General features: G+C 64.5%; 24 protein-coding genes. 11 read left to right on the top strand and 13 right to left on the bottom strand.

Annotated elements, in window-relative coordinates; all coding sequences use genetic code 11:
* Positions 1-149: 149 nt before the first annotated feature.
* The gene (locus tag QP999_RS01220) at positions 150-3,287 is read left to right on the top strand and encodes an error-prone DNA polymerase (RefSeq protein WP_284847462.1); all 3,138 of its coding nucleotides are present in this window, start codon (positions 150-152) and stop codon (positions 3,285-3,287) included.
* 6 nt (positions 3,288-3,293) lie between these two features.
* Here the strand turns inward: QP999_RS01220 and QP999_RS01215 are convergent, their stop codons facing one another.
* Together QP999_RS01215 and QP999_RS01210 are read right to left on the bottom strand one after the other, a co-directional pair.
* Complete coding sequence (locus QP999_RS01215; RefSeq protein ID WP_284847461.1) at positions 3,294-3,764, bottom strand: hypothetical protein; 471 nt, start codon at positions 3,762-3,764, stop codon at positions 3,294-3,296.
* Between the two features lie 8 nt (positions 3,765-3,772).
* Positions 3,773-4,033 carry a helix-turn-helix transcriptional regulator gene (locus QP999_RS01210; protein ID WP_070673576.1) on the bottom strand — a complete coding sequence of 87 codons (261 nt, stop codon included), beginning with the start codon at positions 4,031-4,033 and terminating at the stop codon, positions 3,773-3,775.
* A 58-nt stretch (positions 4,034-4,091) separates the two neighbouring features.
* Between QP999_RS01210 and QP999_RS01205 the strand changes: the two genes are divergently transcribed.
* Entirely contained in the window at positions 4,092-4,541 is a 450-nt protein-coding gene (locus QP999_RS01205; RefSeq protein WP_039673878.1) for a PH domain-containing protein, read from the top strand.
* Entirely contained in the window at positions 4,538-5,953 is a 1,416-nt protein-coding gene (locus tag QP999_RS01200; protein WP_284847458.1) for a PH domain-containing protein, read from the top strand. Before QP999_RS01205 ends, QP999_RS01200 begins: the two co-directional genes overlap by 4 nt.
* Here the strand turns inward: QP999_RS01200 and QP999_RS01195 are convergent.
* From QP999_RS01195 to QP999_RS01175, 5 genes are all read right to left on the bottom strand, one after another.
* Entirely contained in the window at positions 5,925-6,194 is a 270-nt protein-coding gene (locus tag QP999_RS01195) for a hypothetical protein (protein ID WP_284847455.1), read from the bottom strand. The two genes, QP999_RS01200 and QP999_RS01195, sit on opposite strands and share 29 nt — an antisense overlap.
* Positions 6,194-8,128 carry a ferrous iron transport protein B gene (gene feoB, locus QP999_RS01190; RefSeq protein ID WP_284847454.1) on the bottom strand — a complete coding sequence of 645 codons (1,935 nt, stop codon included), beginning with the start codon at positions 8,126-8,128 and terminating at the stop codon, positions 6,194-6,196. Before feoB ends, QP999_RS01195 begins: the two co-directional genes overlap by 1 nt.
* Positions 8,129-8,131: 3 nt before the next feature.
* Positions 8,132-8,380: a FeoA family protein gene (locus tag QP999_RS01185; protein WP_070521454.1), complete on the bottom strand. Its 249-nt coding sequence runs from the start codon at positions 8,378-8,380 to the stop codon at positions 8,132-8,134.
* Between the two features lie 142 nt (positions 8,381-8,522).
* Positions 8,523-10,418 carry a pyruvate kinase gene (locus QP999_RS01180; protein WP_502870648.1) on the bottom strand — a complete coding sequence of 632 codons (1,896 nt, stop codon included), beginning with the start codon at positions 10,416-10,418 and terminating at the stop codon, positions 8,523-8,525.
* Positions 10,419-10,432: 14 nt separating this feature from the next.
* Positions 10,433-10,903, bottom strand: a complete 471-nt coding sequence (locus QP999_RS01175) for a tRNA (cytidine(34)-2'-O)-methyltransferase (RefSeq protein ID WP_070521448.1) — start codon at positions 10,901-10,903, stop codon at positions 10,433-10,435.
* A gap of 24 nt (positions 10,904-10,927) precedes the next feature.
* Between QP999_RS01175 and QP999_RS01170 the strand changes: the two genes are divergently transcribed.
* A complete protein-coding gene (locus tag QP999_RS01170; RefSeq protein ID WP_284847450.1) occupies positions 10,928-11,782 on the top strand; it encodes a bifunctional methylenetetrahydrofolate dehydrogenase/methenyltetrahydrofolate cyclohydrolase in 855 nt (284 codons plus the stop codon).
* Between the two features lie 75 nt (positions 11,783-11,857).
* Positions 11,858-12,172 (top strand): DUF3017 domain-containing protein, encoded by a 315-nt coding sequence (locus QP999_RS01165; protein WP_083299009.1) that lies wholly within the window; start codon positions 11,858-11,860, stop codon positions 12,170-12,172.
* Between the two features lie 10 nt (positions 12,173-12,182).
* On the opposite strand, the gene metX is transcribed toward QP999_RS01165, so the two are convergent.
* The 4 genes from metX to QP999_RS01145 all read right to left on the bottom strand — a co-directional run bounded on the left by metX (position 12,183) and on the right by QP999_RS01145 (position 16,942).
* On the bottom strand, positions 12,183-13,352 hold the full coding sequence (metX, locus tag QP999_RS01160) for a homoserine O-acetyltransferase MetX (RefSeq protein ID WP_284847449.1): 1,170 nt from the start codon (positions 13,350-13,352) through the stop codon (positions 12,183-12,185).
* Positions 13,330-14,649, bottom strand: a complete 1,320-nt coding sequence (locus QP999_RS01155) for an O-acetylhomoserine/O-acetylserine sulfhydrylase (RefSeq protein WP_284847446.1) — start codon at positions 14,647-14,649, stop codon at positions 13,330-13,332. Before QP999_RS01155 ends, metX begins: the two co-directional genes overlap by 23 nt.
* Positions 14,650-14,748: 99 nt before the next feature.
* Positions 14,749-15,351 carry an MBL fold metallo-hydrolase gene (locus QP999_RS01150; RefSeq protein ID WP_284847445.1) on the bottom strand — a complete coding sequence of 201 codons (603 nt, stop codon included), beginning with the start codon at positions 15,349-15,351 and terminating at the stop codon, positions 14,749-14,751.
* A gap of 10 nt (positions 15,352-15,361) precedes the next feature.
* A complete protein-coding gene (locus QP999_RS01145) occupies positions 15,362-16,942 on the bottom strand; it encodes a cytochrome c biogenesis protein CcdA (RefSeq protein WP_284847443.1) in 1,581 nt (526 codons plus the stop codon).
* Between the two features lie 170 nt (positions 16,943-17,112).
* On the opposite strand from QP999_RS01145, the gene QP999_RS01140 reads away from it, so the two are divergent.
* From QP999_RS01140 to QP999_RS01130, 3 genes are read left to right on the top strand one after another with little or no spacing between them, the layout of a single operon-like run.
* Positions 17,113-17,250, top strand: coding sequence for a hypothetical protein (locus tag QP999_RS01140; RefSeq protein WP_167595548.1), 138 nt, complete (start codon positions 17,113-17,115; stop codon positions 17,248-17,250).
* A 7-nt stretch (positions 17,251-17,257) separates the two neighbouring features.
* Positions 17,258-17,866, top strand: a complete 609-nt coding sequence (locus QP999_RS01135) for a sigma-70 family RNA polymerase sigma factor (protein WP_284847441.1) — start codon at positions 17,258-17,260, stop codon at positions 17,864-17,866.
* A complete protein-coding gene (locus QP999_RS01130; RefSeq protein ID WP_070530682.1) occupies positions 17,863-18,501 on the top strand; it encodes an anti-sigma factor in 639 nt (212 codons plus the stop codon). The genes QP999_RS01135 and QP999_RS01130 overlap by 4 nt, the downstream gene beginning before the upstream one ends.
* Before the next feature lie 3 nt (positions 18,502-18,504).
* Here QP999_RS01130 and pdxR read toward each other — a convergent pair whose 3' ends face one another.
* Positions 18,505-19,806 (bottom strand): MocR-like pyridoxine biosynthesis transcription factor PdxR, encoded by a 1,302-nt coding sequence (pdxR, locus tag QP999_RS01125; RefSeq protein WP_284847438.1) that lies wholly within the window; start codon positions 19,804-19,806, stop codon positions 18,505-18,507.
* Between the two features lie 81 nt (positions 19,807-19,887).
* Between pdxR and pdxS the strand changes: the two genes are divergently transcribed.
* The 3 genes from pdxS to ppc all read left to right on the top strand — a co-directional run bounded on the left by pdxS (position 19,888) and on the right by ppc (position 24,371).
* On the top strand, positions 19,888-20,790 hold the full coding sequence (gene pdxS / locus QP999_RS01120; RefSeq protein ID WP_070521426.1) for a pyridoxal 5'-phosphate synthase lyase subunit PdxS: 903 nt from the start codon (positions 19,888-19,890) through the stop codon (positions 20,788-20,790).
* A 14-nt stretch (positions 20,791-20,804) separates the two neighbouring features.
* A complete protein-coding gene (gene pdxT / locus QP999_RS01115) occupies positions 20,805-21,518 on the top strand; it encodes a pyridoxal 5'-phosphate synthase glutaminase subunit PdxT (RefSeq protein ID WP_284847435.1) in 714 nt (237 codons plus the stop codon).
* Positions 21,519-21,584: 66 nt separating this feature from the next.
* Positions 21,585-24,371, top strand: coding sequence for a phosphoenolpyruvate carboxylase (gene ppc / locus QP999_RS01110; RefSeq protein ID WP_502870647.1), 2,787 nt, complete (start codon positions 21,585-21,587; stop codon positions 24,369-24,371).
* Positions 24,372-24,582: 211 nt separating this feature from the next.
* Here the strand turns inward: ppc and QP999_RS01105 are convergent, their stop codons facing one another.
* Positions 24,583-25,611 (bottom strand): HNH endonuclease signature motif containing protein, encoded by a 1,029-nt coding sequence (locus QP999_RS01105; RefSeq protein ID WP_144675604.1) that lies wholly within the window; start codon positions 25,609-25,611, stop codon positions 24,583-24,585.
* Positions 25,612-25,666: the final 55 nt, after the last annotated feature.

The following is a 25,666-nucleotide window of genomic DNA, read 5'->3' as shown; positions in this document are numbered from 1 at the left end:
TCCCTTCTTGGTTTGTGCGGCAAGTCGTATCACCGCAGGAGTATGCACTGCACGAAAAACTAGCAACGATTGAACCGCTTTGTCTATCCGAGTATTTGTTCAATGAAAACCTTGACTGGAATACATGTTCGAATATAGTGTGTGGGGCTATGAGATTCAATGGGGGTGAGGCACTGCCGTGGTCCCGGGTGGAGAGGATTCTCTCTGGCCGCCCAGGGCCCGTCCCGGTGCCGGTGGACCACCTTCCGGGGGCGGCAGAGGAGCCGAAGGCTGGGCATTCCGCCGTGCCCTTCGCGGAGCTGCATGCGGTGAGCTCATATAGCTTCCTTCATGGCGCCTCCGAGCCGGAGGAGCTCGTGGCGCGCGCCGTCGAGCTGGGCCTGCGGGGGATTGCGCTGGTAGATAGGGATGGATTCTATGGCCTCATGAAATTTGCGGAGGCTGCTGCCAAGGTGGGTCTGCCCGCCGTCTTTGGTGCGGAGCTTAGTCTCGCCCCGGCCCCGCTGACGGTCTTGGCGCGCACCCCGGAGGGCTATCGGCGCCTATCTCGGCTCATCGCCCGCGCCCACATGGAGGCGGGGGAGAAGGGGGCCGTGTCTTATCCTCCCCTGGTGGAGATTGCCGCGCAGCTACAGGATGAATGCCTGTTCTTGGTGGGCTGGGAGTGGGCGGAGCATTTCGATCTTCTGGTCGATGGAATAAAAATAGACAGCATGGTTCTGGAGTATGCCTGTACCCAGCTTCCGGAGGACGCGGACCACCACCTACTGCTGGATTCCTTGCCGGTTCCGCGCGCCATCGCTTCTACCCGCCCAGCTGCCGCCACGCGGCAACACGCGCGGCTGGCCGGCGCGAAAGAAGCCTTGTCTAGACGCCTCGCGCTTGTCGACGCCTCCCCCAACTCCCACCCCATGGGCTCGTCCTGGCTGCGCTCCGGGGAACAGATGGCGCGCTTGCTGCCTGAGCGCCCCGAGCTCATCGCGGAAACCGTCCGCGTCCTTGAGGAATGCAGCTTCACCTGGGAGGCGCTGGCCCCAAACCTGCCTGATTTCGACGTGCCGGAAGGCCATACCGAGATGTCTTGGCTAGAACACCTCACCTTCGAGCGCGCGGCAGCGCGCTATGCCACGCGCCCCGAGGAGCTTCGGGAGCGGGCGTGGGAGCAGATGCGGTATGAGCTGGGCGTCGTTAAGCAGCTAGGCTTTCCCGGTTACTTCCTCATCGTGTGTGATCTCGTGGACTTTTGTAAACGGGAGAACATCCTGTGCCAGGGGCGCGGCTCGGCGGCGAATTCGGCGGTGTGCTTCGCGCTGGGGATTACGAATGCGGAGCCGATTTCCGCGGGCCTGCTCTTTGAGCGCTTCCTCTCCCCGGACCGCGATGGCCCGCCGGATATCGACATCGATATTGAATCGGGGCGGCGCGAGGAGGTCATTCAGTACGTCTACGCCAAGCACGGCCGCGAGCGCGCCGCGCAGGTGGCGAACGTGATTACGTATCGGCGCAAAGGTGCGCTGCGGGATGCTGCCCGCGCGTTGGGCTACCCGCAGGGTTCGGCCGATGCCTGGTCGAAGGGGATCGCGCCCGCGCCTTCGGACGTCGAATCCTTGGCCGAGCAGTTTATAGGGCAGCCGCGCCACCTGGGCATTCACTCCGGCGGCATGGTGCTGTGCGACCGGCCAATTGCGGATGTCGTGCCCGTGGAATGGGCGCGCATGGAAAACCGCTCGGTGCTGCAGTGGGATAAGGATGATTGTGCCGCGGCCGGGCTGGTGAAGTTCGACCTGCTGGGCCTGGGCATGCTCGAAGCCCTGCACCACATGATGGACTTGGTGGAGGAAAGCACCGGCAGGGTGGTCAACCTGTGGGAGCTGGACCTGGCTGACCCGGAAGTCTATGACATGCTCTGCCGCGCGGATGCGGTGGGCGTGTTCCAGGTGGAATCGCGCGCGCAGCTGAGCACGCTGCCGAGGCTCAAGCCGCGGGTCTTCTTCGACCTCGTGGTGGAGGTCGCGCTCATCCGCCCGGGCCCCATTCAGGGTGGGTCGGTGCACCCCTACCTGCGTCGCCGCGATGGCAAGGAGCCGGTGACCTATGACCACCCGGTGCTGGAGAAGTCCCTGGGCAAGACGCTGGGAATTCCGCTCTTTCAGGAGCAGCTCATGCAGATTGCGGTCGATGCCGCCGGGTTCAGCGGCGCGGAGGCTGATGATTTGCGGCGCGCGATGGGCTCGAAGCGCTCGCCGGCCAAGATGGCAGCACTCAAGCAGCGTTTCTACGACGGATTGCAGGAAACCAACGGGATTGCCGGGGAGGTCGCGGACAAGTTGTGGGCCAAAATTGTCGCTTTCGCCGCCTATGGTTTCCCGGAGTCGCACTCGCAGTCTTTTGCTTCGCTGGTGTACTTTTCGGCGTGGTTTAAGCGCTATTATCCGGCGCAGTTTTGCGTGGGTCTGTTGCGCGCGCAGCCGATGGGTTTCTATTCGCCGCAGTCTCTTATTCAGGATGCGCGCCGCCACGGCGTGGAGGTGCTGCCGGCTACTGTCAACGATTCAGGCCTCGAGGCCCGCGCGGTGCTGGGCAAGGACGGTGAGGTTCGCATCCGCTTGGGGCTCAACCTCATTAAAGGTTTGGGGGATAAGGCTGCCGATCGCATTGAGACGGCCGCGCCGTTTGCCGACGTCTCCGATCTCTCCCGCCGCGCCGATCTCACCGTCGATCACGTGGAGGCCCTCGCGGTGGCGGGGGCCTTGGATGTCTTTGGGGTGGATCGTCGCCAAGCGCTGTGGCAGGCAGGTGTGGCTGCGACGGAACAGGCAGGGATGCTACCGGGACTTTCTGCCATCGAGGCGCCGTCCTTGCCGGGAATGAGTGCTTTCGAGCTTATGGCGGCGGATGTGGCGAGTACCGGCGTTACCCACAACCAGCAGCCCATGGAGCAGATCCGCGGGGCGCTGCGTGCCCGCGGCGTCCTGTCGGCGGCGGACCTGCCGGCCGTGGAGGATGGCACGCGCGTGCGCATCGCCGGGGTGGTCACGCACCGCCAGCGCCCGCAGACCGCAGCTGGTGTGGTGTTCTTTGGCTTGGAGGATGAGACCGGTCTGATGAACGTGATGGTCTCGCCCGGCTTGTGGGCCCGGGATAAGGTGACGGCTCGGACGGCTCCTGCGCTCATCGTGCGCGGAATCGTGCAGAACGCCTCCGGCGCGGTCACCGTTGCTGCCGACCAGCTTGAGCCGCTGGCCTTCGGCGAGGCACTCTCGCGCGGTTCGAGGGATTTCCGCTAGGGGTGCTTATTCCTTTGAGATGAGCTCGTCGCGGTTCATTTTGCCGGCCAAGGAACGCGCCACGGAGAAGGGCACCCACACCATGAGCAGCGAGATGAGCTTGAGGTAGAGCTGGGATACAAACACGCCGTCCATGATGGGCAAGGTCCGCGCGCCCCAGGCGATAAGGCCGGTGAGTAGCAGCAGGATGGTGAGTGCGGCGAGGGAGAATTTGAGACCATCGTCGCGGGCTTCGACGTGCTGCTGCATCTGGTACTCATCGAGCTCCGTCGTGGGCAAGTCTGCAGCACCTATCGCTCCGCGCAGGCGGGCGGTCAGCAGTGCGGTGAGCAGCGTTCCGAGGCAGGCCACCATGAGTGAGGTGAAGGAATCCCAGAACTGTAGGGGGAGGGACAGGATGATGAGGCAGGAGGAGAGATCGGCCAGGGTGATGTAGCGCTTGCGGGTCTTGACGGAATTAGGAATAGGGGTGGGCATGTGGGGGCTTAACCTTTTCGGTAGATTTCGGAGGACATGGGGGTGAATTCGGTCCGGGAGAACACGGCTTCCACGGGTAGGTTGAAGACTTCGCAGATGTTGAAGGCGAGGTCCAAGCTGGGGGAGTGGTCGCCGCGCTCGAGTGCGCCGATGGTTTGGGGGTTGACCCCGATGGCGTCGGCAAGCTGTGCGCGCGTCATGTCCCGTTCAACGCGGAGTACGCGGACCCGGTTAAAGAGTGGACGGGTAGGCTTTTTCTTTGGGGACATGCATCACAGTGTTGTATAAACCCAACGACTTGTCAAGAGTTTATGTTAGTGTGTTGGCATGAACCCCGTATCCCCGTCACTCACGAAAGCCCGCTACATTACGAATTTAAGTTGGGATATTATCCTCGCCGCCCTCGCTGCCGCCGCAGCGTATTTCTGGTGGGACTGGCTCTATTGGGTCGCCGGCGCGCTCGTTGTGTGGGCGCTCTACGAACTGTGGCTCATCCCCGCACAGGTCAAGAACTTAGGCTGGCAGGAAACCGCCGACGAACTCCTCGTCACCCGTGGAAAAATCTGGCACACCTTCACCGTCGTGCCGTATGGCCGTATCCAATTCGTCGATGTCACCGCCGGCCCCGTGGAGCGCTCGATGGGGCTGAAAAAGGTGAAGCTGCACACGGCGTCGCCCAGCAGCGACGCCACCATCCCCGGCCTGGTTGCCGCGGACGCCGATGCCCTGCGCGAGCGCCTCGCCATTAAAGCCCGCGAGAGGATGAGTGGACTGTGAAAGACCGCGCGCTTATCGACGCCGACGGCTACACCCGCGTCCACCGCCTCACCCCTCTGTTGCGCTTTTGGTCGCTGATTCTGGCGCTGCTCGCCATCTTTGTTCTCAATATCAACGCCTCGATGATTGAGGATGTTGTGTCCTACCTACAGGGCGGACATCTGGGCGAAGTGGGTCGCGGCACTCTGCTGGCAATCGGTGGTTTTGTGCTGGTGTGTGCCGTGATCTGGTTGGTGTCCGGAGTGTGGTGGCGCAAACTGGGGTACAAACTCACCGATGATGAAGTCGCGCTGCGCCACGGCGTGATTTCGACGTCTTTTCGCTCCGCGCGCTATGAGCGCATTCAGGCAGTGGATGTCGTCGAATCCATCATCGCTCGTCTGCTGGGGCTGGGCACGGTCCGGGTGGAAACCGCGGGCGGTAACGCCTCTGTGATCAAGATTGAGTACCTCCCCAAAGCGAAGGCGGAGGAGTTGCGCGCTGAGCTGCTGCGCCGCACGAACGGTGGACAGGTTGAGCAGCCAGAACAGGCAGTGGAAGAGGCGGCAGAACCGGCTCTTATTCCGGAGATTCCCATCCTGCGTACCATCGCGGCGGAAGCACTGCGCCTGCCGACGCTGATTACCGCGCTCATCATCGGCGGCTTGCTCTTTATCCCCGGCATGTGGACCGCACTGTTGCCCATCATCGTGGGCTTTGTGGGCCGTGTGTGGAGCCTGGTGGATTCCTCGTGGACCTTCACCGCGCTTCACGACGCCCCCTCCCACGCCCTCAACATCTCCTACGGCCTCGCCGACCGTCGCCGCCAGACCATCCGTATTAGCCGCATCCACGGCGTGCGGGTAAGCCAGCCTTTCCTGTGGCGGCGCCTCGGCTGGTATGAGGTGCACGTGTCCGTTGCCGGCTATGGCACTAAGGGCGGCGGCAAACAGTCCGGCTCGACGCGCATCCTGCCCGTGGGGACCCGTGAACAGGCGCTGGACTTGCTGGCACTTATTTCTGACCTGGATCGCGCGCAGATTGAGGAGTATGCCCGGCCCGAGGGCCACACGCAGCCCACGTATACCTCGCCGCGCCGGGCGCGGTGGGTTAGCCCCATCGACCGCAAGCAGCAGTCGGTAACGCTGGTGGATTCGCCTGAGCCTGTCACCATCGTGCATCGAGGCCGCATCAACCGCCGCGTCATGGTGATTGGCACCCCGCACATTCAGGAGCTCACGCTCAAGGTGGGGCCGCTGAGCCATCTTGTGGGCGTGCGTACTGTGCGTTTCGACCTCGTGGCGGGTCCAGTCAGGATGGCCGGCCAAGACCTCACGCCTGCCGACGCCTCCGAGCTCCTCACCCGCCTGCGCACCCGCCGCCTTCCGGTTCTGGAAGGCCCGCTTAACGGCCCGCTGGGCGGCGAAGCTTAAGCAACACCGGACCGCGGGTGCTGCTGGGGCCTGCGCAGGCTGACGCCGCCGAGCAGGACCCGCAGCCGCCCGCTGGGCACGAGCCCAGCGGCTCCATGTCCAGCACCCCGCTGGCGGTGAGATGGTCCAGAACGAGGTCCACCGTACCGGGTTCCAGCCCCGTTTCGGCAGCGATGGCCGCCCGCGAGCGCACGCCAGATTCGATGGCTTTCTGCACGGCCTGGATGGGGGAGGTGGGCATTAGATAAACACCTTCAGAATTTGGAAGGCGCCCACCGCCAGCAGCCATGCGGTGGCCAGCTGAATGCTGAAGCCAAAGAGCGTCCAGCGCCAGCCAATCTCGCGGCGCTGCGCGGCAATCGTGGCCACGCAGGGTGTGTAGGCCAGCAGGAAGAGCATGTAGGCCCACACCGCCGCCAAGGTATGCCCGCCGGAAGCCTGCTCGAAATCTGCACGCACGTGGTCGCTGAGCGCGCTATGGGATTGCTCTTCGGCGGAGGCGTCGGTGACGTCGTCGACGGCGTAGGTTTGCGCCCACGTCGAAATCAGCGCCTCCTTGGCCACAAAGCCCGTCACCAGCGGGCCCGCCAGGGACCACGAGTCGAAACCAGCCGGGGCAAAGGCCGGGGCGATGGTGCGCGAGACCGCGCCATAGGCGGAATCCTCCGGCGCTGGTGGCTCGCCCAAGGTGGTCTCGTGCACCGCGGCCCCAACCGGGATGGCCATGAGCAGCCACACCACGACCACGGTAGTCACGATGATGCCGCCGGCGGTCTGCAGGAAGCCCTTCAATCGCGTCCACATCACGCTCAGCGCCAGACGCACGGTGGGCAGCTGGTACGTCGGCAAGTCAATAACCAGCGCTTCCTCAGGCACCGCGCGCCACAGCGTCTTGCGCAGCGCCAAACCCACCAGCACGAGCAGCGCGATGGAAATGACGTACATGATGAACACCACGCTGCCGGCGTGCTCTGGGAAGAACGTGGCCGAAAGCATGACGAAGACCACCAAGCGCGCCGAGCACGAGGTAAACGGGATGAGCAGCGCCGTCATAATGCGATGCCGCGGGCTTCCCAGCACGCGCGTGGCCGAGATCGCCGGCACGTTACAGCCAAAGCCCACCACGATGGGGATAAAGGCCTTGCCCGGCAAGCCTATGGCCCGCATAAGGCGGTCGGTCACCACCGCCGCGCGCGCCATGTAGCCGGAATCCTCCAGCACCGCCAAACACAAAAACATCAGCGCCATGAGCGGGGCGAAGGTGAGGACCATGCCGACGCCGCCGATGAGGCCGTCGACAAGCAAGCCCGTAACGAGGGGGTGGCCCAGGCCGATGGCTTCAAGCCCCGCCCGCGCCCAATCGCTCAAGGGTCCGGAGACTAACGCCTCCAGGCCATCCTGCAGGGGAGCGGCCACCGTGGTGGTGATCTGGAAGACCAGCCACATCACGGCCAGAAACAGCAGCGGACCCACGACTGGGTGGAGGGCCACCGCATCGAGGCGGTGGGAGAGTGGCGTGGCATGCTCGACCTCGCTTACCGAGGCCTTCGCCGCCGCATCCAGCTCCGCGAAGCGGCCCTCCAGGCCGGTGTCCTCGCGCAGCTGCACGGGCTCAGCCGCCAGAGAATCTACAACAACCTCTCGCAGCTTCTCGACGCCCTCCCGCTTACGCCCATCAACCTCCACCACCGGGATGGAGGTGGCCTCAGCGAGCGCAACGGGGTCCACCGTTTGCCCCTGGTTGAGGGCCACGTCGGTCTTCGTCAGCGCGATGATGAGGCGGTAGGGCTGCTCCGCCAACTGGAGGGCCACGTTGAGGCCGCGCGCGACGGCGCTGGCATCGACGACCACGACGACGGCGTCGGGGCGCTCATCATCGGGGCAATCGATGAGCATGGCGCGGGTGAGCGCCTCATCGGGGCTGAGCGGATCGAGCGAGTAGGTGCCGGGGAAGTCGATGAGATCGGCGGTGGATTCACGCAGCTTCCACGCACCGCGGCTGACCTCAACGGTGGTTCCCGGCCAATTGCCGGTCTGCGCCTTCGCGCCGGTCAGAGCATTAAAGAGCGTGGACTTGCCGGAATTCGGAGAGCCGACGAGCGCGATGATGGGTGCTCCGGCAGGGGCTAGCGCGCCGCCCGGATCGCCGTGGCAGCTGGGTTTCGTGGTGGCCATGGTTTAGACCTCGATGGCTTGCAGTGTTGCCTTGTCGATGGCATAGCGGCAGCTGCCCACCGAGACAACGCGGGCGCCGCCGGCCACGCGCGGGCCCATCGTCAGTGTGGCGCCGGGGCGGATGCCTAGCTCGCCGAGGCGCACTGCCAAGGCGGCGTCACAGGTGCAGGAAATGCACTCGTTTCCCAAGGTGATGGTGCATCCCATGGGGATGGCGTCGGCGGTTTGCCGTGGGCACCCAGACAACTTCACGGTGAGCTCTCTTTCTCTAAAGCATTACCGTTATAGGTTAACCTAAGTAAATATAGGTCTGTCTAGTTTTTCGCCGCTTTCGGTTAGGTGATCCTCACCACGCGGCGCTCGAGGGCGCCGCGTTTCATATGCGTTGCCTGAATTAGTTGGTCCAGCTGCTCACCTGGCGCAGCTTTTGGCGGTTCTTCAGCCGCGACTGGCCCAGCTTGCGGGACATGCGGTCCAGAATCTCAATGGCCTCCGTGATGTGCGGGCCTTTGTTGAGCATGACGCACTCCGCGCGCAGCGCATAGCCCGCGTCCGTGATTTCCGCGCGGGAGGGAAGCCCCGTCTTGGCCAGGGTCTCCAGCACCTGCGTGGCCATGATGACCGGGATGTGGGCCGCCTCCGCGACCTTCATGATGCGCCCCGGCACCTGGACCATCTCCTCGAATCCCAATTCTACGGCCAAATCGCCGCGCGCAATCATGATGCCGAACTTGGCATGCCGCATGCCTTCCAGCAGCACACTTCCCAGCTGCTCATAGGCGGGAACCGTCTCAATCTTGAGCACGATACCCACATTCCGCACGCGCTGTGCCATCTCCGCGGACTCTTGCTCGGCGGCAATCTCCTCGAGCGTGTCATAGAGGAAGGCCACATCGTCCGGCGTGCGGATGAAGGAGACCGCCGCGATATCGCAGTGCGTGGCCACAAAACGAAGTGCCTCGATGTCTTCCTCGGTGAGGCTGGGCAGCGGGATGTCGGTATCCGGAAGATTGATTCCCTTATAGGCGGCCAGGTTGGTGCCGGTAGGCCCGGCGTGCTCCACGGTGACGACGGCCTCGCGCGCCGCACCATTATCCCGCACCTCGCGGACGCGGCCGGCGATGGCGCCATCATCGAAAATCACCCGGTGTCCCACCTCGAGCGCACCGACCACCTCCGGTAACGTGCACCCAATGGTGGTCACCTCGCCCTCGATAATGCGCGCCGACTCCTGCGAAGTGCTCAGCACCAACTCCTCGCCGCGGTGCAGGCGAATCTTCTGCTCAAGGGCCGGAACCCCATGGACCCGAGTGATCTCCCCGCCGTGGTTGAGCACCGTCCCCTCGGCGAGGTAGCAGTTGCGCTCCCCGTGCAGCACGGCCACGCCTGTCTCCGCGCTCTCCACGGTGAATACGCGGGCACGTCCGCGCGCCTCGGTGAAGCGCACCTCACTGCCGGGCCGCAGGCGCGCCAACCACTTGCCATCCACCTCCAGCGCTACCGCCGGGCGGGCCGCGCTTGGCGACGCCTCCCCCGCCACCCCGTGGGCGCGGGTAGAGGAGGGGGCGTCGTGAAGCACGAGCGTTGCCGGGCTCAGCAGCTCACCTGCCGCGGTGCGCTCGCCGCGCACGCGAATGACCTGCGGGCCCGGCTCGATGCTGCCGGTGCGGACCTTGGGGCCAGCAATATCGCAGGAAATCAGGATCTCGCGCCCCACCTCTTCAGCGGCGCGGTGGACGTGTGTCACCATCTTCTGCCAGGCCTCGTGGCCATCGTGGGCGCAGTTGATGCGGGCTAGTTCCATGCCCGCGCGGGCGAAACCGAGGACCAGCTCATAGTCATCTGCGGCCTCGGTGGGAAGGGTCACCATGATGCGCGCGTGGGTGTCCTCCTGGGTGGGGCCGAGGAGGGCTTCGGTGTTGGCGTCGAGGATATCGTCCGCGTCCGCATAGGCCGTGGCAATCGGCTGCACGGGGTAGGTCGGTGCGTGGCCATCGAAGGCGTCGAGCACGTTGCGCGCGGCGTGGAGGCGCTCCAGCACCGCGGGCTCCGGGTGGCTGAGGCTCGTGGCGCCCAACGCGGTGAGGCCTTCCTGGATTTCGACGGCGTCCTGGGAACGCAATTCCATGTAGCGCACGAGGTTGACCGCGCCGGGGCGGTGGACGGGATCCACGCGCGCGATCTGCGCGGCGTGCGCGGCAGACGAAGCTTCGACGCGGGTAGTGAGGGAATCAAGAAGTGGGCGCAGGCTAGGCAAGGTTTCTCCTTTGTTGTGAAAGTCCACCCACATTGTGCCGCGACTTGTTAGACCGCGCCACGGAAGCCGAGCTGGCGCCAGGCCTCGTACACGGCCGTCGACGCCGCGTTGGATAGATTCATCGAGCGCCTAGCCGGCATCATGGGGATGCGCACGCGCTCCGTTACGCGCGGGTGGAAGGCGTGTTCCTCGGGCAGGCCGGTGGGCTCGGTGCCGAAGAGGAGGACGTCCCCCTCCTGGTAGTCGATGTCCGTGAACCACTTATCTGTGTGGGTGGTGAAGGCGAAGACCCGCGCGCCGGGGAGGGCCTCCATGCAGGCGTCGAAGTCTTTGTGGATTTTGAGATCCGCCAGGTCGTGGTAGTCCAGGCCCGCGCGCTTGAGGTGTTTGTCCTCGAAGTTGAAGCCGAGGGGCTCGATGAGGTGCAGGCTCGCGCCCGTGACGGCGGCGGTACGGATGGCGTTGCCGGTGTTGGTGGGGATCACGGGGTTGTCGAAGACAATGTGCAAGCTGCTCATGGGCATCAGTCTAGGATGGTGGGCATGAGCGCTACCAAACTAGATGGCAACTTGTACCGCGACGAGATTTTTGAGGACCTGGCCCAGCGCGTGGCCGTCCTCAAGGAGAAGGGGATTACCCCGGGACTGGCCACGGTCCTGGTGGGCGATGATCCGGGTTCGCATTCCTACGTGAAGATGAAGCACCGCGATTGCGAGAAGCTCGGAATCAATTCGATTCGCAAGGACCTGCCTGGCGACGTTACCCAGGAAGAACTCGAGCGCGTCATCGAAGAGCTCAACAATGACGATGCGTGCACCGGCTACATCGTGCAGCTGCCGCTGCCGAAGCACCTGGATGAAAACCGCGTGCTCGAGCTCATCGACCCGGCCAAGGACGCCGATGGCCTGCACCCGATCAACCTGGGCAAGCTGGTGCTCAACGAGGACGCCCCGCTGCCGTGCACGCCGAACGGTTGCATCCACCTGCTGCGCCGCTTCGGCGTGGAGCTTGATGGTGCCAAGGTCGTGGTCATCGGCCGCGGCGTGACCGTAGGCCGCCCGATTGGCCTGATGCTCACCCGCCGCAGCGAGAATTCCACGGTGACGCTGTGCCACACCGGCACCAAGGACCTCGCCGCGGAGACCCGCGCAGCAGACGTCATCATCGCGGCCGCTGGCAAGGCACACATGCTCACCGCCGACATGGTCAAGGAAGGCGCTGCGGTTCTCGACGTCGGCGTGTCCCGCGTTGACGGCAAACTCGCCGGCGACGTGGCTGAGGACGTCTGGGAGAAGGCCGGCTACGTTTCCCCGAACCCGGGCGGCGTGGGCCCGCTGACGCGCGCGTTCCTGGTGAGCAACATCGTCGAGCGCGCCGAAAAGCTCGCCGCTCAGTAGCGTGTGAAGTCGAGCGCTCGAGTAGTGAGTATGTCTGAGCAACCAGCACAGCCGCGCGGGAAAACTGCGCCGCCGGTGTCTTTATCGAACCCGCACGATGCGCACCTGAAGCCCTCGGCGCTGCCGCCGGCTCTCCAGTGGTTGGCCATCGGCTTGTTCGTGGCGGCGGTTGTCGTGTCGGGCTTCTATGCCGTGTTCGAGCACTGGCGCCGCGCCACGCTGCTGCTGGGCGGGGCGCTGGTGTGGCTGACGGTGGTCCGCCTGACCTGCGACTCCTCGCGGGTCGGCGTGCTCGCGGTGCGCTCCCGGCGCTTCGATGCCTGCTTTACAGGCATCTTGGGCACGGCGATGGTGTTCATGGCCTTTTCCATCGACGCGCTTGGATCTTAATCAGACAGGATTAGATGTAATACTCATCGCCCACGTACGCAGGGCCCACGTCTAAGCCATTTGGCGCCGAGAGCAGCAGGAAGTTGCGCAGGATACGGTTCATCTGCCGGGTCTCCGTCAGAAAAGCATCGTGGCCCACGGGTGAGACAATCTTGGCCATCGCCAGCAGCTGGTTGACGTTGCGGGAGATGTGCTCCTGCTGGTGATAGGGGTAGAGGATATCCGTGTCCACGCCCACCACCATCGTCGGCACCTGGGAGGCCGCCAACGCCTTGATGAGCCCGCCGCGCCCGCGGCCGACGTCATGCCGGTTCAGCGCCTCCGTGAGAACCACGTAGGAACCCGCATCGAAGCGCTCGGTGAGCTTAGCCCCCTGGTAATCCAGATAGGAGTTCACCGCGAAACGCTGGTTGAGCTGGCGGTGCGGCCCCAAGGGATTCTCGCCTTGCTGTGCGGTAGCGCCGAAGCGCTCGTCGATCTCCTGCTCGCCGCGATACGTTAAATGCGCAATGCGGCGCGCCGCCGCCAAACCATCCCGCGGAGTCTTGTCCGTGAGGTAGTAATTTCCGCCATGCCAAAACGGGTCGCGCTCGATCGCGGAAATCTGCGCGGATTGGATGCCAATCTGCCAGCCCGAAGCCCTGGCCGACACCGCAATCACGCACACCGCGGACACGCTTTCCGGGTGCAGCAAGCTCCACTCCAGAGTCCGCGCCCCGCCCATCGAGCCGCCGAGCACCGCGTGCACGCGGGAAATGCCCAGTTGCGTCAAGCAGTCGTATTCGGCCTCCACCAAGTCCCGAATCGACAGCGCAGGGAAGCGCCCGCCCCACGGCTTTCCATCCGGGTGCAGCGACTTCGGCCCCGTCGAGCCGTTGCAGCCACCCAGCGCATTGGTCGCGATAACGCACCAGCGCGTGGTGTCCAGGGCCTTGCCCGGGCCCACCAGGTCGGACCACCAGTCCGCCACGTTGGAATCCCCGGTCAGCGCGTGCTCGACCACCACGACGTTGTTGACGCCGTCCGGGTCGCCGGCGAAAGCGCCCCAGCGTTGGTAGGCCACGTGGGCGTCGGCAAGCACGGCGCCTGCTTCGGTGGTGAAGTCACCGATGGGGACGACGGCGAGCTCGCCTTCGGGCGCGAGCTCCGGGATGGCGCTAACCAATGGCCGCGAACCCACGCTCGAGGTCGGCGATGATGTCGTTGACGTCCTCAATACCGACGGACAAGCGCACCGTGGCCTGCGTAATGCCCGCGGCCTTGAGCGCTGCCTCATCGGACTGGGAGTGCGTGGTGGTCGCCGGGTGCACCACCAGGGAGCGGGTATCGCCGATGTTGGCCAGGTTCGAGTGAAGCTTCAGCGCATCGATAAACGCCCACGCCTCATCGCGGCCGCCGTCGATGTCGAAGGAGAGCACGGAGCCGGTGTAGTCATAGCCCAGCTTCTCCTTGGTGGCCTTGTAAGGCGAGGACTCCAGGCCGGCGTAGTTGACCTTCGTGACCTTGGCGTGGGATTCCAGGTACTCGGCCACGGCCTGGGCGTTGGCATTGTGCTTCTCGACGCGCAACTGCAACGTCTCAATGCCATTCAGCGTCAGCCAGGCGTTGAAGGGGGAGATGGCGGCACCGGTATCGCGCAGCAGGCCTGCGCGCGCCTTGACGGCGAAGGCCGGCGCACCCAGGTCGGCGTACTTGAGGCCGTGGTAGGCCTCGTCCGGGGTGACGAAGTAGGGGAAGACGGGCTCGCCGTCACGCTCGATGGTCCAGTCGAAGGAGCCGCCGTCGATGATGGCACCACCGATGGCGGAGCCGTTGCCGCTGTAGAACTTGGTGGTGGAAACCACGACGATGTCTGCGCCCAGCTCCAGCGGGCGGGCGAGCGCGCCGGTGGCGATGGTGTTATCCACGATGAGCGGGACCTGGTTCTTGTGCGCTACCTCAGCGATGGCGGGGATGTCGAGGACATCGGCGACTGGGTTGCCGAAGGTCTCGCCGTAAAAAGCCTTCGTGTTCGGCTGGACGGCGTCCTGCCAGGATGCCGGGTCGTCGGGGTTCTCCACGAGGGTGACATCGATGCCGAGGCGCTTCAAGGTCACGGTAAAGAGGGTGGAGGTGCCACCGTAGAGGCGCGGGGAGGTGACAATGTGGTCGCCGGCGGAGGCCAGGTTCAAAATGGCCGCGGTTTCGGCGGCCTGGCCGGAGGCGAAAGCTACGGCGGCGACGCCGCCCTCGAGGGAAGCGAGGCGCTCCTCCAGCGCGTCCTGCGTGGGGTTGGTCAGGCGGGTATAAATCGGGCCGGCATCCGAGAGATTGAAGCGGTTGGCGGCGTGCTCGGCGTCGTTGAAGACATACGAGGTGGTTTGGTAAATCGGCACGTTGCGTGCGTTGGTGGAGCCGTCCAGGTTCTGGCCGGCGTGGAGGGCGCGGGTGGCAAAGGACCACTCGTTTACTGCGGAATTATCGTATTTGGTGCTCATGTCAGGAAAGGCTAGACCAAGCGGTTCAGTGCCGTTAGTGGTTTTCTAGAAACCGCAGGCAAGCCCGAGAATAAAAATAGACCGAGCGGTTGGTTCGGCTTAAATTTCGATGCTTTCACCAACCCGCAGGCGCCGATAGCCGCTCACCCCGGCGCGTTGGAGCATGCCGTCGGTGATCTGCTTGCCGGCGTCGGAAAGCACGGCGTCATGGATGGGAACCGTAAGCCGCGCACCGATGCGCATGGCGTAATCCGCGGCATCCGCCCCGCGCACCCACGGGCCGGCGATGGGGAGCAGGAGCACGTCTACCGTGAGTCCTTCCGAGACAACCCACTGGTCGCCGGGGTGCAGCACGCCGCCGAAGAAATAACCCAGGTTCTCCGGGCGCGGGATATTGGGGTGGATCTCCTCGTGGAGCCCGCCCACCGCGTGGATTTTCAAACCCAGCACCTCGAATTCTTCTCCGGTGTGAACTGCGGTGCCGGAGCCGATGGCGTCGATAGCCTCCTGCGTTCCCCACACCGGCAGGCCGCTCGCACGCACGGCGTCGACGTCGAGGTGGTCTCCATGCGCGTGCGTGAGCAGCACCGCTTTGGCGTCCTCGAGGCAGCTCAGGTCAGAGAGGGGACCGGGGTCGATGACGATGCGCCCCTGGGGAGCCTCAACGGCCACGGCGGATTGTCCATACAGCGAAATCTTCATAAACCCCACGCTAGCCAAAAGTAAAGGAATACAGCGAGAGCCCTTTGCTTACTTCCAGCTCGATTGTTTCGGTGTGATTGTCAGGTTCCCGGACGAGATCCACCGTGCCGTCCTCGGTGATGTCAAAGGTGCGGACCGAACCATCGGCGCGATGCACGCGAACCGTTCCTTGCCCTGATGCCACGAGCTGTACCCAGGCGGCGCGGTAGTTCAGTCGCAGCCGCGCGTGAGGTCCGGCGGTGATGGGCTGGTCGGCCAGCGTCCACGTCCCGCCCAGCGAATACTGACCTAACGGTGGCTCGCTCGTGGTGAACTGGTGCGTGCCGTCGCGGTAATCGGGGTTGGTGAAATACTGTGCGCGTGCGGTGCCGAGGTACGTCTCCGGTGAGCGCGGCGCACTGTGAGCATCGGCGGTCTCGATTGGTTCGGGTAGCTCTATGCTGGGGTCGCGCTCGAGGAGAAGCTCACGAATGAGGCGCTCGGTCTCGGCGTAGTCGCCCTCGCCATGGTGGGATTGGCGCAGCATGCCGTGCTTGTCGACGACATAGTGCGCCGGCCAGTACCGATTCCCAAAGTTCTTCCACGTGGCGAAGTCATTGTCTTGCGCCACCGGGTATTCGATTCCTTGCTCGCGGACCGCGCGGCGCACGTTGGCTGCCTCGTGCTCGAAAGCGTACTCCGGCGCGTGGATGCCGACGATGTCGAGACCGTAGTCCTTGTAGTGCGCATAGAGCTTGGTCAGGTGCGTGTTGTTGCGCTGGCAGTTGATGCAGGCATAGGCCCAGAAATCGATGAGGGTGACCTTGCCGGAGGTGCGCGGATCGACGGGCGCATCCGTGTTGAACCAGCCGGTCAACCCCGCGAACGTGGGCACGGGGGTTCCTTCGGCTGTGCGGGCGGCCTGTTCAACTGGGGTGGCGTCGGCGTTGATGCTGGGGAGCTTCTGCTGCAGCCAGGCGGGCGCGCCAAGCGAAATCGCACCAGCCATGACGATAACTACCACTCCCGCGGTGATACGCACCCCGCGCTGGTGAGAGCGGAAGGCATCGACGCGTTTGCCCACCTCGTTGCCGCCCAAAGCGAAAGCCAGCAGGGGGATGGCCACGCCGAGGGCGAAGGAGAGGCAGAGGGCGAGGATGTGGGCGTCGACAGTCCCAGTGGCGCCCGCCACGGAGATGGCGGCGAGTACAGGGCCGGCGCAGGGGACGAAGACAACGCCCATGGCCAAGCCGACGACGAACCCGCCTTTGCCGCGGGCCTTGGATTGCAAGCTGCCAGCTTTCGGGAGTTTCTGGAAAGGCCACTCAAGGATTTCTTGCACGCGGGGAAACACCATTCCCAGGCCCACGAGAACGAGCAGCACGATTCCCACCTTCCACAGGATGTCGGCGGGCAGTCCTAGGGAATTGAGCAGCGTTGTCGCAAACAGCGTGACGAGGCTGAAACTTGTGACGAGTCCGCCTACGACCTGACATGGCCGCCACCGTGAGCCGCCGCTAACGGCGAGGACCAGCGGCAAGACCGGCAAGATGCAGGGCGAGATGCCCGTGATAAGGCCACCGGTAAACCCGATGAACAGCGTTGATAGCATGCTGTACTCCTTCGCTTGGTGTGCGGTGTGGGTATGCAACTAGTTCGGAGCACGAGTGAAAAACGGATTGGTTTTAAATCCATCCAATTCGCATCGCGGGGCGGCTCCGAATAGTCAGATACAGGGCCCGGAAAAGCCGAGCCCCGATTGCTTGAAGAAGGAGCACCGAAATGAAGAAGCTTGTTACTGTCGCCGCTGCACTTGCTGTTGCCGCCAGCGGGTTGGTTGCCTGCAACGACAAGAAGGAAGACATGGACATGATGCCCAGCTCGGAGATGATGGCCCCGAGCGAGGAAATGACTAAGTAAAACTGCCATGTCCACCCCGCTGCTGGAGGTAAGCTCAACACCCGTGCCTGCGATGTCACCTGATGAACATGCGCGGCTGAACCGCCTTTTGGTTCAGACCGCTTCCGCAGACAAGCATGCCTTCAGCGCGCTTTACGACGCCCTCGCGCCCACCGTGTACAGCGTGTGCCTGAGCGTTCTGCGCAATCCCGCCTTAGCAGAGGAAGTTGCTCAAGATGTCTTCGTTGAGGTCTGGACCTCCGCTGCGAAGTTTGACCCGCAGCGAGGAAACGCGCGGTCGTGGGTGGGCAGGTTGGCGCATGGGAGGGCCGTCGATAAGCTGCGCAGCCATGTGGCCGCAGTGCAGCGCGATGACCGCGACTCGAAGCTTGATCACGCCACTTTCGCTGAGCCGATCGAAGACGAAGCCCTGAACAATGTGGAGGCTCACCTCCTGCGCCGGGCCGTCGACGAAATTGGGGAGCCGCATTCCACCGCGGTGGCGCTCGCTTTTTTCGATGGCTTGACGCATGCTGAGCTGGCAGAATCAACGGGAGTACCGCTGGGTACGGCCAAGACGCGCGTGCGCGACGGTGTTAAGAAGCTAAAAGCGATTCTCGAAAGGGAGGGGCGATGAGCAATACACATGAGTTTTCTGATGAGACTTTCGATGACTTCCTCGATTCCCTCCCCGAGGTCGAACCGCCGGCGCGAATGAAAGATGCCGTCTTTGCGGAAATTGGCGGTGGCGAAGCTGCCGAGGTCATCGAGCTTCCGCGCCGCCGTTGGCGGACCTTCGTGGCGGTGCCGGCTGCCGCGGCGGTCCTCGTAGTAGGCATGGTTGCCGTGCCGCCCTTGTTGCAGTCCGATGACTCGCAGAATCAGACGAGCGATAGCGCGCGGGTAGAGGCTGAATCGCCCGGCGAGAAGTCGATGCACGCCATCATGGGGGCAGAGGATCTCATGCAGGGCAACGCCGATGCGTCGGGCGCACAGCTGGATATCGTGTCTTCGGCGTCGATGGAGAAATCCGGCGCGATGGTGGATGGCCAGCCGCAGCTCGCCGATGGCATGGGCGCCCAGGTATGGGCAGTCAGCGCCGATGGCGGCATGGCTTCGGCGGGGGTCATCGGCCAGGACCCACACGATGGGGTATGGATGCCTTTCGACGGCGCGGCAGTCAAAGTCATGGTCACCGAGGAACCCGCAGGCGGCAGCGAGCAACCGACGGGCCGCACTCTTGCTACCGTGACCTTGGCAAGCGCCGGTTAGGGCTCAGTCTGCTAAAGCCTGCTTGATCAGCTCCAGCGCGGCGGCGAGTTCGACGTCGCTCAAATGCCCAAAGCCCAAGACCACGCCTTCCTCGGCGGGCGCGCCGCCCCAATAATCGCGCAGCGGGGTCAGCGTGAGGCCCAGATTGGCCGCGCGCTGGACGACGCCCTCTTCACACAACAACACCGCGTGGAGCCCGCCGTGGATGGGCAGAAGGGTAGCTGGGGTGTCTTCCAGCGCGGCTTGGACGAGGTCGCGGCGGCGCTTGTAGGCGCGGCGCATCCGCCCGGTATGCCGCCGCAGCGCACCGCTGGCTAAGTAGTTCGCCAGCGCCGCCTGGGGGATAGCGCCGACAGGCTGGCCGAAGATCTCCCGCACCTGATCCACCGCCGAGCGCAAGCTCGGCGGCACGACCAGGTAGCCGCAGGCAATCGACGGCGAAATCACCGAGGAAAACGTGCCCAGCAACACCGTGTGTTCCGGAGCGAGCGCGGTCAGCGCGGGCAAGGGCTGGCCGACGTAGCGCAGCTCGGAATCGAAATCATCCTCGATGATGAGCACGTCATTGCCGCGCGCCCACTCGACGAGCTCCGCGCGCCGGGCAGCCGGCAGCGAACCGCCATAGGGGTGCTGGTGGGAGGGGGTGACGATGAGAACGTCGAGGTCAACGGTGGGGACGGTGACGCCGTGGGCGTCGGTGGGGACGTCGACAAGCGTGTGCCCCAAGGCCTGGGGGATGCGGCGCAGGCTGGGGTAGCCGGGGGATTCCACGCCCACGCGCAAATGGCCGCCCAGCGCGCGCAGCAGCACCGACAGCCCGTCGCGGGCGCCGGCGGTGATGACGACATAGGCCGGGTCGACGGTCAGCCCGCGCATGTGGCGCAGGTGCGCGGCCACCTCGCGGGGGAGATCGCCGGAAGAATCCACGGCGGCCTTGCGCCACGCCGCCCTCCATTCGGGGGTGATGATTCCGGCCGTATCGGGCAAACCGGGGGTCAACTCCACGCGCGGTGGGGCAGGGGAGGGCCGTGGCGCAGGATGAGGCTGCGGGGCGCGCCCGTGGGGCAGGTGCGGGTTGATGACGGTGCCCGATCCAACCGCCGCGGTCAGGTAGCCCTCGGCGGTCAATTGCTCATAGGCGGTAACCACGCTGCCTCGGGAAATGCCCAAATCGCGGGCTAGTGAGCGCGTCGATGGAACCTGCTCGCCGGGCAGCAGAATGCCCGCCGCGACTTGGGCGCGGAGGGCTTCGGCGATCTGCACCGGCAGCGCGCGCGTATCAGATGGGTCGAGGCGGAAAGACACGGCCCCATCATAAGTGGTCTAATTCAACACTCGGGAAATGGCTCTTGTCTTGGACCAATTTTCTGCGCCACTATGTGAGCCATGACTGAACAGAAGAATGAACAGGGACGCGCCACGACGCGCGTCAAGCGTGGACTAGCTGACATGCTCAAGGGCGGCGTCATCATGGACGTCGTTACCCCGGAGCAGGCACGAATTGCTGAAGACGCGGGCGCTTCCGCCGTCATGGCGCTGGAGCGCGTGCCGGCCGATATCCGCGCCCAGGGCGGCGTGGCCCGTATGTCCGATCCGGACCTCATCGAGGGCATCGTCAACGCCGTGTCCATCCCGGTGATGGCGAAGGCCCGCATCGGCCACTTCGTGGAGGCGCAGATTCTCGGCGAGCTGGGTGTCGACTTCATCGACGAGTCCGAGGTGCTCAGCCCCGCCGATTACGTCAACCACATCAACAAGTGGGATTTCGACGTGCCCTTCGTCTGCGGTGCTACCAACCTGGGCGAGGCCCTGCGCCGCATCACCGAGGGCGCGGCCATGATCCGCTCCAAGGGCGAGGCCGGCACTGGCGACGTCTCCGAGGCCGTCAAGCACCTGCGCACCATCAAGGGCGAAATTGCGCGCCTCCAGAACCTCGACCGCGACGAGCTCTACGTTGCGGCCAAGGAGCTGCAGGCGCCGTACGACCTGGTTGCTGAGGTGGCGGAGACCGGCAAGCTTCCGGTCGTGCTGTTCGTCGCTGGTGGTGTGGCCACGCCTGCCGACGCCGCCCTCGTCCGCCAAATGGGCGCCGAAGGCGTCTTTGTCGGCTCCGGCATCTTCAAGTCCGGCGAGCCCGCGAAGCGCGCGGAGGCCATCGTGAAGGCAGCGACCCTCTACGACCAACCGGCCGAGCTGGCTAAGATTAGCCGCGGCCTGGGCGAGGCCATGGTGGGCATCAACGTCAACGACATCCCCGCCCCGCACCGCCTGGCTGAGCGTGGCTGGTAGGACCTGTGCCCGCAGTGAAGAAGTCGGCGGACACGACGCGACCACTCGTCGGCGTGCTCGCACTGCAAGGCGGAGTGGAAGAGCACATCGCTGTGCTGGAGAACCTCGGCGCTGCAACGCGCCGGGTGTGCCTGCCGCAGGATCTCGACGGGCTGGACGGAATCATTCTGCCGGGCGGCGAGTCGAGCACCATCGATAAACTGGCGCGCTCTTTTGGCGTCGCTGAGCCGCTGCGCCGCGCCGTCGAAAATGGGCTGCCGGTCCTGGCCACCTGCGCGGGGCTCATCTACAGCGCCCGCGAGCTGGAAAACCCCGCACCGGGCCAGCAGACGCTGGGGCTTATCGACGTCTCCGTGCGCCGCAACGCCTTCGGCAACCAGCGCTTCTCGGAGGAGCGCACCGTGCCCGTCGCGATGGAAGGCCAGAGGTCCGGCGTAAATGCCTCAGGGGTCGGCGAGCCTCTAGCCATCGAAGCGAGCTTCATCCGCGCGCCCATCGTTACCCGCGCGGGCGAGGGTGTCGAGGTCATCGCCACCGTGCCCCTCCCTGCACATGACATTGAGGTCAGTGGTGAGGGAAGTGGTGCCGGGGCACGAACCCGTCCTGCCGCGGGGCGCGAGGTGATTGTGGGCGTGCGCCAAGGATGCGTCACGGCGTTGAGCTTCCATCCGGAAGAAAACGGCGACTCGCGCCTCCACGCCGCGTGGCTCGCTTCCCTCGTTCGCTAACTAATTCTGCCCGGAAGCTCTTTCCTTAAATAACTATCGCTCAATAGTGATCTGGGATACATTGAGATGTGCCAGCTGAACACATCACGCCCAGAAAGGCACTTTGCCGTGAGCGCACCCGCCCCTGAACAAGTCCGCGAAGATATCCGCTTCCTCGGCCGGGTGCTCGGCCGGGTCATCGCGCAGCAGGAAGGCGAGGATGTCTTCGAGCTCGTCGAATCGACCCGCCGCATGGCCTTCGACGTGGCGCACGGCGATGCAAAGCCCGAAGACCTCGTCGCCATCTTCCGCGATCTCGACATCACTAAGGTCAACCTCGTGGCCCGTGCATTCAGCTATTTCGCGCTCATCGCCAACCTCGTAGAGGATCTGGATGACGAGTCCGTTGAAGCGCCCGTCTCCCTGCGCAAGACATTCGCCAAGCTCAAGGAAGAAGGCGTCACGCCAACCGACGCCTCCTCCGTCATCCGCGGCGCGCACGTCGCCCCCGTTCTCACCGCGCATCCCACCGAAACCCGCCGCCGCACCGTCTTTGATACTCAGACCCGCATCAAGACTCTCCTCAAGGAATCGCACCGCGGCGGCGACATGGCGGCAATCGAGAAGGAAATGTATCTGCGCATGACGCTGCTTTGGCAGACCGCGCTGATTCGCATCGCCCGCCCCACCCTCGAAGACGAGATTGACGTCGGCCTGCGCTACTACAAGCTGTCGCTGCTTGATCAGGTCCCTGCCCTCAACCGCGCAATTCGCCACGCCATGCGTGAGACCTTTGGCCAGCAGCTTCCCGATTCCCCCGTCGTCCGTCCCGGTTCCTGGATTGGCGGCGACCATGACGGCAACCCGTACGTCGACGAGCACACCCTGACCTATGCCACCCGCAAGGCCGCGGCGACGGTGCTGCAGTACTACGCCGACGAGCTCGGCGAGCTGGAGCGCGAGCTCTCCCTGTCAGACCGCTATTCCTCCAGCTCCAAGGAGCTGGGCGCGCTTGCCGACGCCTCCCACAACGACGAAAAATCCCGCGTCGACGAACCCTACCGCCGGGCCATCTTCGGCATCCGGAAGAAGGTGCTGGCGAGGTTGGAGGGGGAGGCGTCGCCAAGCGCCTATGCGTCTCCGGAGGAACTCAAGCGGGACCTGGACGTGATCGACCGCTCGCTGCGCCAGTTCAATGACGATATCATCGCCGATGACCGCTTGGCTCGGCTGCGCTCGGCGGTGACGACGTTCGGATTCCACCTTTCGACGCTGGACATGCGCCAGAACTCGGAGTCCTTCGAGAACGTCCTCACCGAGATTTTCGCCGCGGCCACCATCACCCCGGACTACCGCGCGCTGGGGGAGGAGGAGAAGGTCGCGCTGCTCGTGCGCGAACTGCAGACCAATCGGCCGCTGCTTTTCCCCGACGCTGAGAAGGGGTTCAGCGAGGATACGGCCAAGGAGCTGGGCATCTTCCGCGCGGCGGCGCGCGCTGTGCGGGACTTTGGGCCGGAGTCGGTGTCGCACTGCATTATTTCTATGACCGGAACCGTCTCCGACATTCTGGAGCCGATGGTGCTCCTCAAGGAGGTGGGCCTGAGCCAGGTGGACGTGGTGCCGCTGTTTGAGACCATCGAGGATCTGAAGGCGGGCGCCGGCATCCTGGAGAAGCTGTGGCAGGTGCCCGTTTACCGTGAACATCTGCGCTCGCGCGGGGATGTCCAAGAGGTGATGTTGGGGTACTCGGATTCCAACAAGGACGGCGGGTATTTGCAGGCGAACTGGGCGCTATACGACGCCGAACTGGCCCTCGTTGAGCTCTGCGCGCGCCACGGCGTGGAGTTGCGGCTGGCGCATGGTCGCGGTGGTGCGGTGGGCCGTGGCGGCGGCCCGACGTATGACGCGATTTTGGCGCAGCCGAAGGGGGCGGTGTCGGGTTCGGTGCGCATTACCGAGCAGGGTGAGGTGATTTCTGCGAAGTACGGTGCGCCGGAGACCGCGCGCCGCCACTTGGAGGCGTTTGTTTCCGGAGCGCTGGAGGCATCGTTGTTGGATACCGAGCCGATTGCGGATCCGGAGCGCGCCTACGAGATCATGCGCGAGCTGGCGGCGTTGAGTGGCGTGGCCTACCGCCAGCTTGTCGACGACCCCGGGTTCATCACCTACTTCACCCAGTCCACCCCGCTGCACGAGATTGGCGAGCTTAACCTGGGGTCGCGCCCGACCTCGCGCAAGCAGACCACCGCGATTACGGATTTGCGTGCGATTCCCTGGGTGCTGTCGTGGTCACAGTCTCGTACCAACATTCCGGGCTGGTTCGGCGTGGGCAGCGCGGTGACGGCGTGGGTTCAGCAACCCTCCGGAGGATCGACAGCCTCCGGAGGTACAGCAAGAGCGGTAAATGCCACAGCGGATGTAGCAGTGACCGAGAAGGCTGGAGCAGATACCGGAGCTGGAGAAGAAAAGCGCTGGGAGGAGCTGCGCGAGCTGTATCGCACGTGGCCCTTCTTCCGTTCTGTGTTTGCCAACATGGCGCAGGTCATGGCCAAGGCGGAGATGCAGCTGGCGCGTCTGTACGCCAACTTGGTCGACGACAAGGACACCGCAGACCGTATCTTTGGCCTGATATCCGAGGAATTTGAGCGCACCCGCGAGGTCTACCTCAAGGTCACCGGTAACGCGGATCTGGTGAGCGAGAATCAGCGCCAAGCACGTTCACTCAAGCGGCGCTATCCTTACCTGCTTCCGCTCAACGCCGTCCAGTTGGAGTTGCTGCGCCGCTACCGCCGCGGCGACGACCAGTTCCTGGTGTCCAAGACCATCCAGGTCACGATGAACGGGCTAGCCACCGCGCTGCGCAACGCCGGCTAAACCGCCCGCCCGCATCATTGGGCATCCGGCCCAACCGCTTGGCCCGCCAGCATTCCTGCGGGACAGGCTCGAGGGCATGATCAGTTCCATTAGTTAAGCCGGCATGCCGAATGCCCCGCGAGGAGGTGATTTCCTGCGGGGTTCGGGACAATCATGCACCTTGCCCGGCTATACGTTGCCAAGATGAGTGCTGCCAAGGTGGGCGCGGTGGCTAGTTGAAGGCGCTGGTGAAGACCGGCGCGGCGTCGTATGGCGGGATCCATGCCACCCGCCCGCCGACGCGATCCATGCGGCCGCGCGAGGGCGGGGCATCGGGGTCGTCGTCGTTGACCCCGTTGTGGTACGGACACAGCGGCACCAGGTTGAGGATGTTGGTGGGCCCGCCGCGGGCCCAAGCCTTAATGTGGTGGATTTGGCACTTCTCAAAGGGAACCTTGCAGCCCTCCCAGGCGCAGCAGGGATTCTCCGCGGCCAAGGCAAGACGCTGCTTGGCGGTGGCGAAGCGCTGGAAGCGGAAGACATCGAGCGGACCGTGTTCGCGGCTGACCGCCACGATGATCCCCTTGTCCAGCAAAGCGCGCTCCACCAGCTGCGATCCGGTCATCGTCGCACCACTGGTCGTCCGGACGATGAACTCCTCGCCGTCCTTCTCCGTATTGCCCTTGAGCAGCTCGGCATAGTCATCGAGCTGCAGGACCGCCATGGTGGCAAGCTCAGTCTTGATGCCACCGCCCTCCAGGTTCTCCAGGAAACTCTCGCCGGGGCGTTCCTGGTCGATGCCTTCGAAGACGCCGGTCAGCTGCAGCGAGTCCGCGGTGACCGTGAGCGTGGCAAGGCCGTTGCCATGCTGGGTGAGCTTGGCGCGCTCGGCATACGTGCGGGGCTTACGCATCTGACGCAGGCGCTTGCGAGCTACCTTTTCCACCAGCTCCGCGCTGGTCTGGCACAGCTCCACGCGCAAATCCCATGCTTTGTTGTGGTCCCGAACTTTGGCCACGAAGTGCTCGATAAGCTGCAAGGTCACCAGCCCGTGTCCCCGCCGGCGCGCGGCTTCCACCGCCGTGCGCTGCTTCTTCGTCGATGAGGTGTGCCCGAAGTAGGTGTGGTGGAGGGAGAGGAACACGGTGGCGTCGGCAGGCGCGGCGCCGAGGGCCACCAAGTCAGATTCAGACAGGCCCGCGCACTCGGCCACCAGGTCAATGGCGCGGCCGAGGGCGGCGAAGTACGTCTGCAATCTCATACCCCGCAGCCTAAAAGCGCTCCATCCCGCCGCCAAGCCCCCAACTCGCCATTTG

Origin of the sequence: Corynebacterium sp. MSK004 (assembly GCF_030232515.1) — a bacterium.
GTDB lineage: Bacteria > Actinomycetota > Actinomycetes > Mycobacteriales > Mycobacteriaceae > Corynebacterium > Corynebacterium hesseae.
This window is presented reverse-complemented; position numbering and strand designations above follow the sequence as displayed.